This is a genomic window from Streptomyces sp. NPDC028305, from assembly GCF_055569495.1.
Map to the genome: position 1 here is coordinate 248708 of NZ_JBVHTN010000002.1, position 16572 is coordinate 265279.

Sequence of the window (16572 nt, forward strand, 5' to 3'; positions counted from 1 at the left end):
GCGGAAGCCAGGTACTGCGGACCGACCAGCGCCCATGCGACGACGCGCCGGGAACCTGCTCACCGGCAGCGTGGGACCACGATCCAAGGTCATGGATCAGAGAATGCGAAGCGTGCCGGGAAGATTTTTCGGCAGCGTGATGACCATGTCAATGGCGGCCCGGAACGCAACCGGTGGGGACGCGTGGTGTCCCGGGCGGGCCGTGCCGGTCAGCCGCGGGTGACGCCGCTGATCGCGGTGCGGAGGTCGTTCTCCTCCGGGAGCAGGGGCGGGAGCGGGGTCGCGCCGGCGGGGTTGAGCGAGTCGAAGAGCAGGGCGATGAAGCGTGCCCGCGTGGAGGGCGTGGTGCCGGGGAGTGCGAGGCCGGCGATGCCCATGACGAGGAAGCGCGGGATGTCCTCCGCGGTGAGGTCGGTGCGGATCTCGCCCTGCTCCTGGGCGCGGAGCAGCAAGGGGTGGAGGGAGGTGGTGAAGCGCTGGAGGACGTCCACGGCGACATCGGCGAAGTTGCTGGCGAAGGTGACCAGTCCGCGCTCCTCGGTGATGAGGTCGAGCAGCCGGGTGGCGATGTCCAGGAGGGACTGGCGCGGGTGGCGGAGTGCCGCGGCGTCGGTGATCAGGGGGAGGAGGTCGGTCTCGAGGATGTCGTCCAGGACCGCCCGGACGAGGGCCTCGCGATTGGGGAAGTGCCGGTAGAGCGTGGCGATCCCCACGCCCGCCTCGGTGGCGATCTGCTCCAAGGAGCCCTCACCGGTGCCGAGAACGGTGCGTCCGGCCGCGATGATGCGCTCCACGCTGGACCGGGCGTCGACCCGGCGGGACCGGTGTGTACGGGGTGCGGCATTCGGCACCTTCGACTCCTCTCGCTCTGAACCGCAGATTACCCAACCCCTCAAGAAGTGATAGCTTCCTATCGCTTTGATAGTAGCCTCTCACTTAGTGAGGAGAGAGTTGTGTCCGTGCTGCTGTACCGGCTGGGGCGTTTCGCCTACGCCAGGCCCTGGTACGTCATCGCCGGCTGGCTGGCGGCGGTGTCCGCCGTGGTGGGTCTGCTCGCGATCAACCCCGTCAAGCTGAGCAACGAGGTGCGCATCGACGGCACCCCGGCGCAGAAGGTCATCGACGATCTGGCGAAGTCCCTGCCCGAGGCATCCGGTGGGCAGGGCATGCTGGTGTTCCGGGCGCAGCACGGGACCCGGGTCGACGGCGGGGACAGCCGCACCGCGCTCATCGCCGCAGTGGACGCGGTCTACCGCCACGACCACGTCATCGACGCGCGCGAGGCCCTCGCCGCGGAGCTGGCCAAGGGCGAGAAGAGTCCCCTGATACGGGCCCAGGCCGCGGTGGCCCGGGCCGTCGGGCAGCCGGCGGGAGGCGGTGCACCGACGCCGCTACAGGAGGACGGTCGGCCCGTGCCAGGGGTCCTCGTCTCGGCGGACGGAACCACCGCCCTGATGCAGTTCCAGTTCGACGAGCAGACCTATGAGCTGCCCTCCGGGACGATCGACAGCGCCGTCCGGGCCGCCGAGCGCCAGGCCGAGCGCGGCCACCTCGACGTTCTGCCGGCGGCATCGATGATGGAGATACCCGAGATCGTGGGTGTCGGCGAGATCGTCGGCGTCGTCGTGGCGGCCATCGTCCTGCTGGTCACCCTGGGGTCGGTCGTGGCGGCGGGCCTGCCGCTGGTCATCGCCCTGGTCGGCGTCACCCTGGGCGTGGGTGGCGCCTTCACCCTCTCCACCGTTTTCGAGATCCACTCGCTCACCGCCGTACTGGCCCTGATGCTGGGACTCGCCGTCGGCATCGACTACGCCCTGTTCATCGTCAACCGGCAGCGGCGGCTGATCCTGGACGACGGCCTGGACGCGCACGAGGCGGCCGGCCGGGCCATCGGTACCGCGGGCAGCGCGGTCCTGTTCGCCGGCAGCACCGTCATCATCGCCCTGACGGGGCTCCTGGTGGTCGGGATCGCCCTGCTCAACACCATGGCCCTGGTCGCCGCGGCCACGATCGCCATCGCCGTCCTGCTCGCCCTGACACTGCTGCCCGCCCTCCTGGGCCTGGTCGAGGAGCGCATCTGCTCGGCCAAGGCCCGCCGCAGGGCACAGCGGCAGGCCTCCACCGCCGCGCACACGCGGGCGAGCCGCTGGGGGTCACATCTGGTCCGGCACAGGTACTCCGCTCTCGCCGCGGCGTTCCTGATTCCCCTGATCCTCGCGCTGCCCGCCGCCTCCATGAAGCTCGGCCTGCCGTCCGGCGACGGCTACAACTCCGACACCGCGCAGCGCAAGAGCTACGAGGCGGTCAGCGACGCCTTCGGCCCCGGTTACAACGGACCCCTCATGGCCGTCGCCCGCTCCGCCGACGGCGGACGCCCTCTGACCCCCACCGCGCTCGCCGCGGTCGTCGCCGACCTGAAGGACACCCAGGGCGCCGCAACGGTCTCCCTGGCCGGCATGAACAGCTCCGGCACCACGGCTGTCCTCGGTCTCGTGCCCGGCGACGGACCGAACGACGACGGCACCAAAGCCCTCGTCACCTCCGTGCGGGACAAGAGCGGGCAGATGAGCCGGGAGCACGGCGTCGCCGTCGGAGTCACCGGCTTCACCGCCCTCGCGATCGACGTGTCGGACCGGCTCGCCGACGTCCTGCCCCTCTACGTCGCCACGGTGCTCGGGCTCTCGCTGGTCGTGCTGCTCCTGGTCTTCCGCTCCGTCGTCGTTCCGGTGATGGCCACCCTCGGTTTCGTGCTCAGCATCGCCGCCACCTTCGGGGTGACCACGGCCGTCTTCCAGTGGGGCTGGCTCCAGGCCCTGTTCGGGCTGGACGCGACCGCGCCAGTGGTGAGCCTGCTGCCCATCATCGTCACCGGTGTGCTCTACGGACTGGCCATGGACTACCAGATGTTCCTGGTCACCTCGATGCGCGAGGCCCGCATGCACGGGGCCGACCCGCTCGACGCGACCGTCTCCGGATTCGCCCACGCGAGTGCCGTTGTCGTCGCCGCGGCGACGATCATGGTCTCGGTCTTCGCCGGATTCATCTTCAACGCCCAACCCATGATCAAGCAGGCCGGGTTCGCGCTGGCCGTGGGCATCGTCATCGACGCGTTCGTCATCCGTATGACGTTCATTCCGGCCACCATGGCGCTCGCGCGCGAAAGAGCCTGGTGGATCCCCGCGTGGCTGGACCGCGTCCTGCCCGATCTCGATGTCGAAGGCGACAAGCTCACCCAGCGGATCCCGCTCCCCCTTCCCGACGCCTCCCGGCGGCACGACACAACGCTGAAGGCCGAAGCCACCGGCTGATGCCCGGTGTGGTGGGGCGTCAGGCCACCTGAGGCTGCCCCCGGCCCGGCCGAGCGCGTTGCGCAGTTCGGCCGGGCACCGCTCGTCGGCGTACGCCGCTGTGGTGAGCGACGGCGCCGGGACGTCGCCCAGCGGTCAGAGGCCGGCGAGCAGGCCGTCGAGCGGGGCGGGTACGCGATCGGGGTCGAGGGCCTCGATGAGGACGCGGCCGTAGTGGATCTTGCGCCCTTTCTTCGTACCGAGGAAGCGCCGCAACTGCTGCTGCGAGGTGCGGCCCCGCTGCGCGGGCTGGCGCAGGAAGGTCTTCAGGGCGCGCAGGTCGCCCTCCGCGCGGACGAGTTCCTCCACCCGAGTCACGCCCAGCGCGCGGATGAGTTCGTCCTCCAGATCCGCCGAGCAGACGAAAAACCCTTGCTGTAGGCCGCGGGCGTAGTAGGGACGCTCCGCCTCGTCGCACAGTCCCGTGAGGCGGAGGTCCAAGCCGGGAGGCCCGAGGAGACGGGCGAAGCGTCCGATGCTCATCGCTCCGCCCATCGGCAGAACGCAGACTCCGTCGGCCGCCAGGTCCCGGCCGCGGCTCGCGGCCAGCGCGCCGACCGCCGCGGCGTCGCTCGGCCCTTCGAGCAGGACGACCGCCCGGACGGGCAGCCGCGCGGCCAGCTCGCGCGCGGGGTCGCCGGGGCCACCGGCCGCCCACGCGGTGACCGCATCCCGGAACGCCCCCATGTCAGCCATGAGACGAGTCTCCGCCCCTTTCCGGCCGCCACGCCAGGGAATTTCCGCCGGTGTGCCGATCGGCGGTGAGAAGTGGCCCGACGGGGCGCACCCCGCCTCGTGGGCGGGCCCCCGGCGCACGTGCTTCGGTTGGTATGCAGGGCGCCGGTGGTGCCGATGTCCGTGCGCGTGACGCCGCCGCCGCCCTCGGACGGGACGCCGACGCCGACAGCATCGACGCCGTGGCCACTTCGCGCATCCGGCGCGCGGGTGTCGCGACGACGGTCAGCGGTTGAACAGTTCGAAGACGACGGCCGGTTTCCCGCCGAACCGTCCGCTCATCGCTCGGGTGTTGTCTGTCAGGAAACGGCGTACATGCGTCTCGGGGTCCTCGTCGGTGAGCGCCTCGAGGTAGGCGCGATGTTCGAGCAGCGAGCGCACTGCCTGCTCCAGACCGCGCTCCGCCGGCACCGCGTGTGTGGGGTTTCTGGAATTGGCGACAGCGACCCAGCGGACGCCATTCCACGGCCGCAAGCCTTGCTCAGTCAGCTCCGGAAAGATCCAGCGGTTCTCGGCATCCGCCGCCGCGTCGAGGACGGCATGCCCCACCGCCACGTGGTCCTGGGTGTTCCAGGCACCCGAATTCCATGTGGTGTGATGGTTCAGGGTGATCACCAGCTCGGGCCGGTGACGACGAACGGCGGCGGCGATGTCGCGGCGCAGCGAGACGCCGTACTCGATCACGCCGTCCCGGTGGTCGAGAAACTCCACCACGGACACGCCGACGACGGCGGCACTGGCACGCTGCTCCCGTTCCCGCAGCGGTCCGCACTCAGCCGGCACAACGCTGTCGATGCCCGCTTCGCCGCGCGTGGCGAGGACATAGGCGATCTCATGGCCGTCTTCGGTCCAGGAGGCGATGGCGGCCGAGCACCCGTATTCGAGGTCATCAGGGTGGGCCACCACGGCGAGAGCATGCTGCCAGTCCGAGGGCATCGGCAGCAGCTGAGCGGACGTCGAACCGGTCACCGTGCCTGCTCCTCAGCCTGCCGAGGGACGCGGGGCGCGCAGGTGGGCCCGACCACTGAGTCCTTGTCCGGCATTGGACCGCACCTCCATACGTACTCCGGGCTCACACCACTGTCTGGATGTGATGACCGAGTACCCGTGGTTCTGCGACAGATGCCGCCGCCCTCTGCCCGGAGCAACCCACGGTTGGCGTGCACACTCAGTCCAAGGCGGCTTTTACCACCTGCTGGATCATCGGGGTGCGGTCCAGCTCTGCTCTGATGTCGGCAAGAGTCTGGGCGGCCAGAGCCGTGCGCCACGCCTGTTCCGCACGACGCATGGCCATGTTGACGGCGCAAGCGTCTGTAGGAGGCGGTGAAAGTTCGCCGATCTTGCCACAGCAACGGATCTCTGTGCAGTGAAAGAGCTGTGTGCTCCCCTCGATGGCCTCGACGACGTCCAGCAGTGTGATGTCACGGAGAGGCCTCGCCAGGCGGAAACCTCCACGCGGCCCGGGGACGGAGGTCACGAGCCCCGCCCTGGCGAGTTGCTGGAGCTGCTTGTTCAGGTAGGAGGCGGAAAGGCCGTGGGCCTCGGCGAGCTGGTTGCTGCCCACGGGGCCGCCGCCTGTCATGTCCAGGTTGAGCAGTGTGTGCAGGGCCCACTCGACGCCCTTAGCCATTCGCATATCCCGGACATTACATGCCCGGGATCGCCCGCATCGCGACGGATGCGTCGACGAAATCTTGACACTGAATATCCAGGATATGTAATGTCCGGGATTGGAGGCGGTGGGACCGCAAAGAAGGAGAAGTACGTGAAGGATGTCCTGGTCATCGGCGCGGGTTTCGCGGGCGTGTGGAGCGCGGCGGGAGCGGTCCGTGCCGCCCGTGAGGCGGGGAGCGCGGGCGACGAACTGCGCGTGACGTTGGTCAGCGGCGGCGATGACCTGGTCATCCGCCCCCGCCTGTACGAGGAGGCCCCGGACGGGATGCGGGTGCCTCTGGACCGCGTCCTCGGCCCGATCGGCGTACGCCGCATCACGGCGACCGTCACCGGGATCGACACCGAGGCGCACACCGTACGCGCCGTCGGGCGGGCCGGCGAGGAACTGGACCTGGCCTACGACAAGCTGGTGCTTGCCACGGGCAGCCGGCTTGTGCGCCCGGACGTCCCCGGCTCGCAACACATTCTCGACATCGACACACTGCCCGCGGCGGCCGCGCTGGACGGCCACCTGGGGCGGCTGCCGGAGCGGGCGCCGTTCGAGGGCCGTTTCACCGCGGTCGTGGTCGGGGCCGGCTTCACCGGTCTGGAGATCGCCACCGCACTGCGTGAACGGCTTCACGCGATCGCCGACCGGCAGGGCGCCGCTGAAGACGTCCGCGTCGTTCTCGTCGACCGCGCCGACGTCGTCGGCCCGGAGCTCGGCCCAGGTCCACGCTCGACCATCGACGGCGCGCTTGACGAGCTGAAGATCGAACGGCGCCTGGGGCGCACCGTGGCAGCCGCGACCCAGCAGGACGTCACACTCTCGGACGGTGAAGTGATCCCCGCGGCAACCGTCATCTGGACGGCCGGCATGGTCGCTAGCTCGCTCACGGAGCAGATCCCGGGCGAACGTGATCGGCTGGGACGGCTGAGCGTGGACGCGTACCTCCAGGTGATCGGAGTCCCCGACGTCTATGCGGCCGGCGACACCGCACACGCCACCGCGGAAGAGGGGCACTCCACGACGCAGAGCTGCCAGCACGCCCTGCCGATGGGGAAGTTGGTCGGTCACAACGTGGCGGCCGAGCTTCTGGGGAACGCCCTGCTGCCCTTCACCCCGGACCCCTACACCACCTGCCTGGATCTCGGCCCCGCCGGCGCCGTGTTCACACAGGGCTGGGACCGGGAGGTCGTGTCGACCGGGGAGGAGGCCAAGACCCTCAAGAAGAACATCAACTCGCTGTGGATCTACCCGCCGACCGACGACCCGGAGCAGATCCTCGAGCAGGCAGTCCGCTTCTCCAACGGCTGACACCCGCGGCCCTGACCCCGGCCGGCCACCGCGTGTCCGGCGCACAGCGGCAGAACGCCGCTGTGCGCCGGGTAAATCCCCCGTTTTTCAAGCGCGGCCCCGCTTCTGACGCACCCGCCGGACAAGTTCGTCCGCGGCCTGCGGCCACTCGGTGTGGTCGAACGCGAACCCGGCCTCAAGGAGCCGACCCGGAACGACCCGGCGGCTCTTGAGCAGGAGTTCGGTGTCGGAACGCAGTGCGAACGCGCCGATCTCGGCCATCCACTTGGTGGCCGGCAGGCCCACCGGGACGCCCCACGCGGTGCGCAGCGCGCTCATGAAAGCTCGTTGAGGCAGGGGAGCGGGGGCGGCGAGATTGACCGGTCGGGTGATGTCGTCCCGGTCGATGAGGAAGGTGGCAGCGCGGACGAAATCATGGTCGTGTATCCAGGACACGTACTGGGCTCCGCCCGCGACCGGCCCGCCGAGACCGAGGCGGGCCAGCCACAGCAGGTAGTCGAACACGCCACCGCGATCGGGGCTCATCACCATCGCTGAGCGCAGGGCCACCTTGCGGGTGTGCGGCGTCCGGGCCCGTTGCTGTTCCCGCTCCCAGTTCTGTGCGATCTCGACGCTGAAGTCCCAGTAGCGGGGGACATCGGGTTCGCCGCCGCCGATCGTTCCGGTTGCCTCGTCGTTGGGTGCGTCGAAGCGGTGGGTATAGATGGTGGCGGTGCTCATCTGGAGCCAGACCCGGGGAGGCCGTCGGGCAGCCGCGATCGCCTCGCCCACGACACGCGCGGAGTCCACGCGCGAGTCCATCATGGCCCGGAGGTTCTCCTCGGTGTAGCGGCAACTCACGCTGCGGCCGGCCAGATTGATCACGACATCGCTGCCGTCGATGGTCTCCGCCCAGGGGCCGAGACTTCTGCCGTCCCACCGGAGTTCACCGCCGCGCGTCGGCCGTCTGGTGAGAACCACGACCTCATGGCCCGCGGCGGTCAGCGCCCGGTTCAGTATGCCGCCCACCTGCCCGGTTCCTCCGGGCAACACGATCTTCACGGTGTGGTTATCCCCGACCCCTCGCCCCGGGGCATGGTGACGATCCGACGGGCCCGGTGCGGGGTGATCAGGTCGCCGAGGACCGGGTCGGTGAGGAGGATCACCGGGGCTATGCGGTGTGGGGAGTCGGAGTGCCAGTGGGGCAGGGCGGTCTCGATGACCGTCCAGGACTCGTCGGTGTCGCCCTGCCGGGCGAGGGTACGGGCGAGGTCCAGGGCCTGCTGGAAGGCGGGGGATTCGGGGAGGACGGGCGGGACGAAGGCGGCGGCGCGGGCGATCCAGTCGGCGGTGTCGTCGCCCGAGCCGGGGGTGCCGAGGGCGGGGAGGACATCGCCGAGGGTCGAGATGTACCAGCCCGGGGCGCCGGTCCAGTCCTCCGCCGAGCGGCGCAGGAACAGCGGGGCGACCTCGGCACGTACCTGTTCGAGCCCGACCGCTTCGATGACGTGCGGACGGTGGAGGACGCCGCGCCGGATGTCGTGGTGCACACAGCTCCTGTCGAGGAAGGCGCCCAGGACGACTTTCAGATAGGCACCGGCCCCCGAGCCCTTCACCGCGGCCTCCTCGAACGTGGCCATCGCGGCCTCGACCTCGCCCCGCAGAGCCTGAGCGCGGCCCTTGGCCACGAGTTCCTCGGCGCCCTCGGGATGCACCCCGTGTCCTTCGTGGCCCTTGAGCTCCTCGAACGACGTGCGCTCCGCGGCGACCAGCTCGGCGAACGACGCGTGCCGGTCGCCCAGGCCCGGGTACCAGCTCGCCCAGATGTACGCGGCCCACTCCCCGTCCTCGGACACGTCCCCGGGATCCAGCAGCCAGTACTGGGCGTCGGCATCCCCGGAGATCAGAAGTGAGCGGTCCATCAGCGCGAACTCGGCGTCCAACTCCTCATCGTCGGCACCGTCCTTGATGTCGTCCGTGAAGCCGGGCATGGCATCGCGGAGCCAGTCGACGGTGTCGGCCGTCAGCAGCTCGTACATGAACGCGCTGAGGTGCCGCCACCCGTCGGACGCGCCGAGGAAGGCGCGGAAGCTGGGCGGGAGCCGGGTGCCCAGCCGGTCCTCCAGGGCCGCGACGCGGTCCTCACCGGCCCCCTCGTACCCCAGCCAGCCGGCGGCCCGCTGCTCTTCGCTGAACGCGGTCAGCTCGCTCTCGTCCGCCACCCGCAGGACGTCGGCGCTGTACTCGGCCAGATACGACCGCCACTGCTCTACCGTGCTGAGCCGCGCTGCCGCCGTCTCGGGCTTCGGGGAGACGGACGGCGACGCGCCCCGGTAGCCGATCGGGCCCTCGTTGACGCGCTGGTAGTAGCCGATGAAGCCGTCGCTTGCGGGAGCCGTGTCGGGGCCGCAAACGGCGGCCCGCAGCGACACCGAGCCGGAGTTCCCCGCCTGGTCGCGCCACGTCACCCGCTCCACCGGGGCTCCGCCGTCCTCGACGAGCAGCCGCAGCTCCCCGGAGGCGTGCCAGCCGCCGCCCCAGCCCTCCTCCGTACGGAACCGGTGCACCGTGCCGTCGTCCGTGCCCTCCGGGAAGGCCGAGCGTGCTTCGAGACGCCCGCGGTACTCGGCGGGAGAGCCGTCCGCCGCGCGGTAGTGCCCGTAGAAGTCCGTCATCGCCGACTGGAAACTGACCGCCGCCTCCGCGCCGTCCTGCCCGCGCCAGGCGAGCTGCCCCGGCGGCGAGTGCTCGCCGCGGTCGAGGTGGACGAGCAGCCGCGGGGCGGGCCGCCAGCTCGCGGACCCCACGGCGCGCCGCTCGGCCCGGAAGGCGAACACCGCCTCCCTCGCGGCCTCCTCCGCCATCGCGCGGCGCGCGCCGCCGATCGCGTGGCACGGGTCCAGGGTGATCCGGTACAGCCAGAGCATGCTGTGCGCGTCGGCGGAACTGCGCAGGCGGAGGGTATTGGTGCCGGGCACCAGCAGCTCGCCGGGCACGGCGAGGGCCGTGTCCTGAGGTATGGCGCCACCGGGAATGGTGAAGTCCGCGATCAGGACGCGGCCGTTGACGGTGACGTCGACCGGGGCGTGGCCGAGGGACTTCCCCAACAGGGACACCAGGGCGGTGACGGTCAGCGTGGCCTGCGCGGGCACGGCGCCGTCGTCCAGCGTGAAGTCGAGCTCGACGCTCCCGCCCGCATCGATCTCGAGGTGATCGCGGGCCGGATGGCAGCCCTCGTAGCGGGCCGTGCTGTTCCCCAGCCGGGCCGGATCGGTGGTGAAGTCCCCAAAGGTCGGTCGCACGCCAGCGCTCCTGATACATCGTCAACATCGGGTAGACGTCGGCCTGCTGTCGACCTCAGCACCCTCATGGCTCCATCGATGCTAGGGCGGCCCTCTGACAACGCAGGGCCTCTCGCCGCGTGCACCGGGCTGTCATCCGCGCTCGCGGAGATACGCCTCCAGCTCGGCGGCCCCGGCCAGCATCGCCCGCCCGCGGGCGGACAGCCGGCCGTGCCACTCGTGCAGCGCGGCCTCCAGCGGCTCCATCCCGCCGGCCGTCCGCACCTGGGCGATCAGCGGGGCGATCTGCTCCAGCAGATAGCCTCCCCGCCTGAGCTGGTGGGCCAGCCGGGCGTCCCGTACGTCGGCGGCGTCATAGACGCGGTACCCGGTCAGCGGGTCGCGGCGCGGGCGCACCAGCCCGGCGCGCTCCCATTTGCGCAGCGTCGCGGGCCGGATGCCGAGCTTGCCCGCCAGCGGTCCGATGAACGTGCCGCCGGCCTCGGACACCGCCGTGTCGGGTTCGGGCGCCGCGGTGGGCTCCAGGTCGCGGAGGGCGCTCTCCACGGCCTGGAGTGTCCGCCGGTCGTCGAGCAGCTGGGCATGGCTCTCGTCGATGAGGTGGAACGCCTCATCGACCGCGCCCTCGTTCACGGCGCGCATGATCGCCGTGGCCGTCTGGTGGCCGTGGCCGGGCACCAGGGCGAGAAACGCGCGCAGGGCCCCCGCGTGCAGCGAGGTATAGGTGCGGTAGCCGTGGGGTGTGCGACCGGCGGCCGGAAGGATGCCGGCCTCCTCGTAGTTCCTGATCGCCTGCGTGGACAGACCGTGCCCGCGCGCCAGATCAACGGGCCTGAGCCGTTCACCGTTTTGAAGGTTTGGTCCCATGGGATCGGACGATATCGCGGCGGCATCGCGCAAAAGTTTCAACCGATGGTTCAACGATACCGTGGAAGGCATGGCTACTGACATCAAGGACACCACCCATGCCGTCGCGGCAGCCGCCGTCATGGGCCTGCTCCCGGCCCGGCCGCGGTTGCTCGCCCTGGGCGAGCCCACCCACGGCGAGGACACTCTGCTCGACGTGCGCAACGACCTCTTCCGGCAACTCGTCGAACAGGAGGGGTACCGGACGATCGCGATCGAGAGCGACTGCCTGATGGGCCTGGTCGTGGACGACTACGTCACCTCGGGCCAGGGCACCCTCGATGAGGCCATGGAGCGTGGATTCAGCCACCCCGACCTGGGGTTGGGCACCTCTGCGGCCAACCGCGAACTCGTGCGCTGGATACGTGAGTACAACGACGGCCGGCCCGCGTCCGAGCAACTCCGCTTCGCCGGTGTCGACGGCCCGCTGGAGATCACCGGCGCCGCGAGCCCCCGGCAGGCCCTCACCGCACTCCACGGCCACCTCTCGGCCCGGGTGGACGCGGACCTGCTCCCCTGCACCGCGGAAACGCTCGACCGCCTGCTCGGGGCCGACGACCGGTGGACCAATCCCGCCGCGATGATGGACCCGGCCCAGTCCGTGGGGCGGTCGGCCGAGGCCACGGAGCTGCGGCTGTTCGCCGACGATCTGGTGGCGCTGTTCGACGAGCAGACACCCCATCTGCTCGCGGGGACCTCGCGGGACGACTGGGACCGGGCGCGGCTGTACGGGCGCACCGCCACCGGCCTGCTGCGCTACCACTACTGGATGGCCGACACCTCACCGGGCCGGATGACGCGGCTGCTGGGCCTGCGGGATTCGATGATGGCCGAGAACCTCCTCGCCCTCACCCGGCGGGGCCCGGTGCTGGTCTTCGCCCACAACAGCCACCTCCAGCGGGACAAGAGCTCGATGCGCATGTGGGACCAGCCGCCGCTGGAGTGGTGGAGCGCGGGCGCGCTCGTCAGCTCCCACCTGGGCGACGCGTATGCCTTCCTGGCCACCGCTCTCGGCACCCTCCGGCACCAGGGAGTGGACACCCCGCCGCCGGACACCGTCGAAGGACTCCTGTACGCGCTCCCGGAGGACCGCTGCGTCATCGACGCCCCCCGGCTGGCCACCGCCCTCGGCGACGCGCGGCCCGCGCCCCGCGTGTCCCCCTGGTTCGGCTACGCCCCGCTCGACCCGGCCCACCTGGCCGGAATCGACGGGCTCGTGTTCATCAAGGACGTCCCGCAGAGCTAGCGCCACCGTCAACAGGTTTGCACACGCGGCTCCTTGATTTGCAGTCAGGGGCGCGGGGCGCCGACACATTCAGGGGTCATATGACGCCAATAACGATCTCGTAAGACTCAACCGCTACTACCGGTAAGGGCTTGCTGCTCCTGGCCGAAAACAGCCTCAATATCTGCCGTGTCCATGGAAATTGGGGAGGGCGTGGATGAACGGCACGATCGACGGTTTCAGCTACGGACTGGTGACACCGGTGGCCGCCTATGTGATGGCCTGCCTGGGGTCGGCACTGGGCCTGCGCTGCGTCGTGCGCACGGTGCACCGTAGTCCCGGATGGAGACCGGGGTGGCTTGCTCTGGGAGCCGCGTCTCTGGGCTGTGGCATCTGGACGATGCACTTCATCGCCATGACCGGTTTCTCCGTGCGCCAGACGCCCGTCACCTACGACGTGCCGCTGACCGTGCTCAGTCTGATGGTCGCGATCGTGGTGGTCTCCGCGGGCGTGTTCATCGTCGGCTACCGCGGTGCCGCCCCGGCCACTCTCACCGTGGCCGGAACCATCACCGGGCTGGGCGTCGCGGCCATGCACTACCTCGGGATGTCCGCGATACGGCTCAACGGCGTCATCCGCTACGACGCGGTCACCGTGGCCCTCTCGGTGGTCATCGCCCTCGTCGCCGCGACGGCGGCGCTGTGGGCCGCGGTGTCCGTCCGTGGCTTCCTGCGCTCCCTCGGCGCCAGCCTCGTGATGGGCCTCGCCGTCTCAGGCATGCACTACACCGGCATGGCCGCCGTGAGTGTCCACCTCCACAGCGATACGGCACAGGCGGCCAGTGGCCCGTCCGGAGTCTCTCTGCTGCTGCCCATGCTGCTGGGCCCGGTCATCTTCCTGATCCTGGCCGGCGCCGTCGTCATGTTCGACCCGGTCCTGATCCTCGGTGACGGCGAATGGAACAGCCAGGCATCCCGGTCCGGCCCGGCCGGCTCCGGCCGGGGCGCGTATTCGCTGGACAGTACTCAGCCGAGAGGCGAGCCTTGGCGGAATGCAGCAGGAGAACATCTGGGACGCTGAGACCGCCCAGCGCTATGACACGCCCGGATCCGGCATGTTCGCCCCCGAGATCCTGGGACCGACCGTGGACCGCCTCGCCCGGCTCGCAGGGGAGGGCGAGGCGCTCGAGTTCGCCATCGGCACCGGCCGGGTGGCCATCCCGCTCGCCGAGCGCGGAGTCCCCGTCACCGGCATCGAGCTGTCGCGGCCGATGGTGGAGCGACTGCGTACCAAGGTGGACGAGGCGACGCTCCCCGTGATCATGGGTGACATGGCGACCACCGTCGCCCCGGGCGAGTACACCCTGGTCTACCTCGTCTACAACACCATCTCCAACCTGCTCACCCAGGCCGAGCAGGTCGAGTGTTTCCGCAACGCCGCCCGCCACCTCGCGCCCGGTGGCCGGTTCGTGGTCGAGCTCTGGGTACCCGAGCTGCGCAAACTCCCACCGGGCCAGACGGCCACCGTCTGGCACTCCGACCCCGGGTACATCGGTCTGGACACCTACGACGTGCTGAACCAGCAGGTCGTATCGCACCACTTCCGATTCGACGAGACCAGGCAGGCAGAGCTGTCCCGCAGCCCCCACCGCTACATCTGGCCGGCCGAGCTCGACCTCATGGCTCAGCTGGCCGGATTCGAGCTGGAGGCCAGGCATGCGGACTGGGACGGCGCCGAATTCACCGCCGAGTCGCGTTCTCATGTCTCCGTCTACCGAATCCCGCCGGCACACTGACGCCTGGTCGATGCCCGGGCCCGGCCGTCCGGCCGCGTCAGTCGTACGCCTTCAGGCACAGCAGCGTCGCGCCGTCGTCCACCTTCGTGGACCAGTACGTGTTCATGTCGTACTGCCCATGGCGGCAGACCTCGGTGCCGGTGCTCGCGTTCGCCCGGTAGATGTCCGTGACGACCAGGATCTCGTTGTACGCGACGGGGACCTTCCGGTCCGTGCAGTTCGGGGACGACAGCATCGCGATGCTGCTGATGTTGCTGCCCTCGTGCTTGGCGAGCAGGCAGTCACCCTGGCGGTACTGGCCGGTGAGGCACAGCGCGGTCCGCTCACCGCTGCTGGTGGAGTAGTACGACCAGGTGGCCTTGGCCACGCCGGACGGGCAGTCGTCGGCGGTGCCGGTGACCTTCACCCGCGTCCCGTAGCCGCAGGACGTCGTGTTCGGCTTCTCCTCGCTCCAGTCGTACTTGGTCAGGCCGCCGTAGCCGGTGTCGACGACGTCCAGGCAGTCCCCGGACGAGACGGCCTTGAAGGCCTCTTCGGTGGGGTCGGGCTCGGGCTCGGGGGAGGTGGTCTCCGGTTCGGGTTCGGGCTCGGTGTCATCGGAGCCGCCGCTCGACGAGCTCGACGAACTGGAGGAGCTTGAGGAGCTGTCGGTCTCGGTGTCGTCGCCGCCGAGGCCGCTGGTGCCGCCCCCGCTGCTGGAGAGGGTGAAACGCGGGGTGGGGCTGCTCGTCGGGGTGTCGTCGTCCTTCTTGTCCCAGGGCTGCCAGATCAGGGCTCCGATGATGAGCGCGACCACGAGCAGACCGCCCCAGCCTTCGGAGGAACCCGAATTCTTGGCGGGTTGCTTGGCCGCTGTCGCGCCGGTGCTCTTGTTCTTGGCGGCGGTCTCGGTCTTCTCGCGCGCTATGCGCTCGCGTTCCTTGCGCTGGCTCTCCTTCCGTTCGCGTTCCTTCTGCTCCCTCTGCTCCTTCTTCTTCCGCTCCTGTTCCTTGCGCTCCCGCTCCCTGCGTTCCGCCTCTTCCTTCCGCGCCTGTTCCCTGCGCCTGCGCTCCTCCTCTTCCTGGCGCGCGAGCTCCCGCGCCTCCGCCTCCGCCCGCTCCTCGGACTGCGCCCGCACCAAGGCGTCCCGCTGCTTGCGCAGGGCCTCCAGTTGCTCGCGCATCTCGCTGACCGCCTCGTGCGCCCCGTCCGGAGCGCCCTCGACCTTCACCTGAGTCGGCGCTTCGGCCGCCTCGAAGTCCAGGGCCCGGTCGCGCAGTTGGCGCCCCTGCTCCGCGTACTCCTCGATCAGCGCGGTCCACTCCCGCGGCAGCCACCGCTCGGCGCCCTGGTCCGCCGCGGCCCGGTCGAGGTCGGCGAGGACGTCCCGCAGCACGTCGGACGGAGCGGGGCGCCGCTCGGGGTCGAGCTCCAGCAGGGGGAGGATCAGCGGTTCCAGCTCCGTCGGCAGCCCGCTGGTGTCGAGCTCGGCGCGCTGGACGAGGGCGAGGACCCCGAAGGAGTGGTCGGTCTGCTCGTACGGCGGGCGGCCGACCGCGAGGAAGAAGAGCGTGGCGCCCAGGGAGTACATGTCGGACGCGGCGGTGGACTTCTTGCCGCACGCCTGTTCCGGCGATGTGAACGCGAAGGTGCCGATGGTCGTCGTCGAGCTGGTGTGGTCGTGGGCGTGCGAGATGCCGAAGTCGATGAGGCGGGGGCGGTCCTGGGGGAGCAGTATGTTCAGGGGTTTGATGTCCCGGTGGACGACGCCCAGACCGTGCAGCTCGACCAGCGCCCGCGCGGCCCCGGCCGCGACCCAGCGCACCGCGTCGGCGGGCAGTGTCCCGGCGCTCACGACGAGTTCGGCCAGGCTGGGCGCCGGAATGAACTCGATGGCGAGCCACGGGCGTTCCGCCTTCGCGTTGGCGTCGAGCACCGTGGCGGTGTACGTGCTGTCGACCCGCCCCGCCAGCTCCACCTCGCGGGCGAACCGCTCGCGGTCCGGCCGGCTCACCATCCCCTCCGCGAGGAGTGTCTTGACCGCGACGAGCCCGTGGTCCACCACGGTTCCGGTGGGCCCGGCCGGGCTCGCGGGGGTCCCGGGGGCCTCCTGCCGGGCGAGGTAGATACGGCCCATGCCGCCGGTGGCGATCCGCCGCAGCAGCCGGTAGGGGCCGAGCCGCCGCGGATCGTTGGATTCGAGTGAATAGAGCTTCATTCCGCCCATGCGATGTCACTTCCCATGTGCGTCCCCCGTCTGTGCTGTTGTCCGGATGCGATCCGTACGCCTGAGCGCTCGTCCGATTCTGTGATCAAACTTGTGTCAGGGTAA

General features: G+C 70.3%; 13 protein-coding genes. 5 read left to right on the forward strand and 8 right to left on the reverse strand.

Going from position 1 to position 16572, the window contains the following annotated elements; genetic code table 11:
• Positions 1 to 209 precede the first annotated feature (209 nt).
• Positions 210 to 851, reverse strand: a complete 642-nt coding sequence (locus tag ACZ4WQ_RS07945) for a TetR/AcrR family transcriptional regulator (protein ID WP_385340094.1) — start codon at positions 849 to 851, stop codon at positions 210 to 212.
• Positions 852 to 953: 102 nt separating this feature from the next.
• Between ACZ4WQ_RS07945 and ACZ4WQ_RS07950 the strand changes: the two genes are divergently transcribed.
• Positions 954 to 3308: an MMPL family transporter gene (locus ACZ4WQ_RS07950; protein WP_398374136.1), complete on the forward strand. Its 2355-nt coding sequence runs from the start codon at positions 954 to 956 to the stop codon at positions 3306 to 3308.
• 135 nt (positions 3309 to 3443) lie between these two features.
• Here the strand turns inward: ACZ4WQ_RS07950 and ACZ4WQ_RS07955 are convergent, their stop codons facing one another.
• From ACZ4WQ_RS07955 to ACZ4WQ_RS07965, 3 genes are all read right to left on the reverse strand, one after another.
• Positions 3444 to 4043, reverse strand: coding sequence for a TOPRIM nucleotidyl transferase/hydrolase domain-containing protein (locus ACZ4WQ_RS07955; RefSeq protein ID WP_398374137.1), 600 nt, complete (start codon positions 4041 to 4043; stop codon positions 3444 to 3446).
• 264 nt (positions 4044 to 4307) lie between these two features.
• Positions 4308 to 5018 carry a PIG-L deacetylase family protein gene (locus tag ACZ4WQ_RS07960; RefSeq protein WP_385340221.1) on the reverse strand — a complete coding sequence of 237 codons (711 nt, stop codon included), beginning with the start codon at positions 5016 to 5018 and terminating at the stop codon, positions 4308 to 4310.
• A gap of 232 nt (positions 5019 to 5250) precedes the next feature.
• Complete coding sequence (locus tag ACZ4WQ_RS07965) at positions 5251 to 5718, reverse strand: Rrf2 family transcriptional regulator (protein ID WP_398374138.1); 468 nt, start codon at positions 5716 to 5718, stop codon at positions 5251 to 5253.
• Positions 5719 to 5847: 129 nt separating this feature from the next.
• Here ACZ4WQ_RS07965 and ACZ4WQ_RS07970 point away from each other — a divergent pair, with 129 nt between their 5' ends.
• Positions 5848 to 7053: an NAD(P)/FAD-dependent oxidoreductase gene (locus tag ACZ4WQ_RS07970; protein ID WP_468022111.1), complete on the forward strand. Its 1206-nt coding sequence runs from the start codon at positions 5848 to 5850 to the stop codon at positions 7051 to 7053.
• Between the two features lie 87 nt (positions 7054 to 7140).
• Here ACZ4WQ_RS07970 and ACZ4WQ_RS07975 read toward each other — a convergent pair whose 3' ends face one another.
• The 3 genes from ACZ4WQ_RS07975 to ACZ4WQ_RS07985 all read right to left on the reverse strand — a co-directional run bounded on the left by ACZ4WQ_RS07975 (position 7141) and on the right by ACZ4WQ_RS07985 (position 11201).
• Positions 7141 to 8094: a TIGR01777 family oxidoreductase gene (locus tag ACZ4WQ_RS07975; RefSeq protein WP_468022112.1), complete on the reverse strand. Its 954-nt coding sequence runs from the start codon at positions 8092 to 8094 to the stop codon at positions 7141 to 7143.
• A complete protein-coding gene (locus ACZ4WQ_RS07980) occupies positions 8091 to 10334 on the reverse strand; it encodes an SMI1/KNR4 family protein (RefSeq protein ID WP_468022113.1) in 2244 nt (747 codons plus the stop codon). Before ACZ4WQ_RS07980 ends, ACZ4WQ_RS07975 begins: the two co-directional genes overlap by 4 nt.
• A gap of 132 nt (positions 10335 to 10466) precedes the next feature.
• Positions 10467 to 11201, reverse strand: a complete 735-nt coding sequence (locus tag ACZ4WQ_RS07985) for a TioE family transcriptional regulator (RefSeq protein WP_311722049.1) — start codon at positions 11199 to 11201, stop codon at positions 10467 to 10469.
• A 70-nt stretch (positions 11202 to 11271) separates the two neighbouring features.
• Here ACZ4WQ_RS07985 and ACZ4WQ_RS07990 point away from each other — a divergent pair, with 70 nt between their 5' ends.
• The 3 genes from ACZ4WQ_RS07990 to ACZ4WQ_RS08000 all read left to right on the forward strand — a co-directional run bounded on the left by ACZ4WQ_RS07990 (position 11272) and on the right by ACZ4WQ_RS08000 (position 14261).
• The gene (locus ACZ4WQ_RS07990) at positions 11272 to 12486 is read left to right on the forward strand and encodes an erythromycin esterase family protein (protein ID WP_468022114.1); all 1215 of its coding nucleotides are present in this window, start codon (positions 11272 to 11274) and stop codon (positions 12484 to 12486) included.
• A 196-nt stretch (positions 12487 to 12682) separates the two neighbouring features.
• A complete protein-coding gene (locus ACZ4WQ_RS07995) occupies positions 12683 to 13546 on the forward strand; it encodes an MHYT domain-containing protein (RefSeq protein WP_311722052.1) in 864 nt (287 codons plus the stop codon).
• Positions 13518 to 14261 carry a class I SAM-dependent DNA methyltransferase gene (locus tag ACZ4WQ_RS08000; RefSeq protein WP_311722053.1) on the forward strand — a complete coding sequence of 248 codons (744 nt, stop codon included), beginning with the start codon at positions 13518 to 13520 and terminating at the stop codon, positions 14259 to 14261. The genes ACZ4WQ_RS07995 and ACZ4WQ_RS08000 overlap by 29 nt, the downstream gene beginning before the upstream one ends.
• Positions 14262 to 14298: 37 nt before the next feature.
• On the opposite strand, the gene ACZ4WQ_RS08005 is transcribed toward ACZ4WQ_RS08000, so the two are convergent.
• On the reverse strand, positions 14299 to 16458 hold the full coding sequence (locus tag ACZ4WQ_RS08005; protein ID WP_468022115.1) for a protein kinase domain-containing protein: 2160 nt from the start codon (positions 16456 to 16458) through the stop codon (positions 14299 to 14301).
• Positions 16459 to 16572: the final 114 nt, after the last annotated feature.

Bases quoted from the DNA above. Each gene is read 5' to 3' on its own strand.
- ACZ4WQ_RS07955 (WP_398374137.1), bottom strand. From the start codon at position 4,043: ATGGCTGACATGGGGGCGTTCCGGGATGCGGTCACCGCGTGGGCGGCC.
- ACZ4WQ_RS07960 (WP_385340221.1), bottom strand. From the start codon at position 5,018: ATGCCCTCGGACTGGCAGCATGCTCTCGCCGTGGTGGCCCACCCTGAT.
- ACZ4WQ_RS07965 (WP_398374138.1), bottom strand. From the start codon at position 5,718: ATGCGAATGGCTAAGGGCGTCGAGTGGGCCCTGCACACACTGCTCAAC.
- ACZ4WQ_RS07985 (WP_311722049.1), bottom strand. From the start codon at position 11,201: ATGGGACCAAACCTTCAAAACGGTGAACGGCTCAGGCCCGTTGATCTG.
- ACZ4WQ_RS07990 (WP_468022114.1), top strand. From the start codon at position 11,272: ATGGCTACTGACATCAAGGACACCACCCATGCCGTCGCGGCAGCCGCC.
- ACZ4WQ_RS07995 (WP_311722052.1), top strand. From the start codon at position 12,683: ATGAACGGCACGATCGACGGTTTCAGCTACGGACTGGTGACACCGGTG.
- ACZ4WQ_RS08000 (WP_311722053.1), top strand. From the start codon at position 13,518: ATGCAGCAGGAGAACATCTGGGACGCTGAGACCGCCCAGCGCTATGAC.
- ACZ4WQ_RS08005 (WP_468022115.1), bottom strand. From the start codon at position 16,458: ATGAAGCTCTATTCACTCGAATCCAACGATCCGCGGCGGCTCGGCCCC.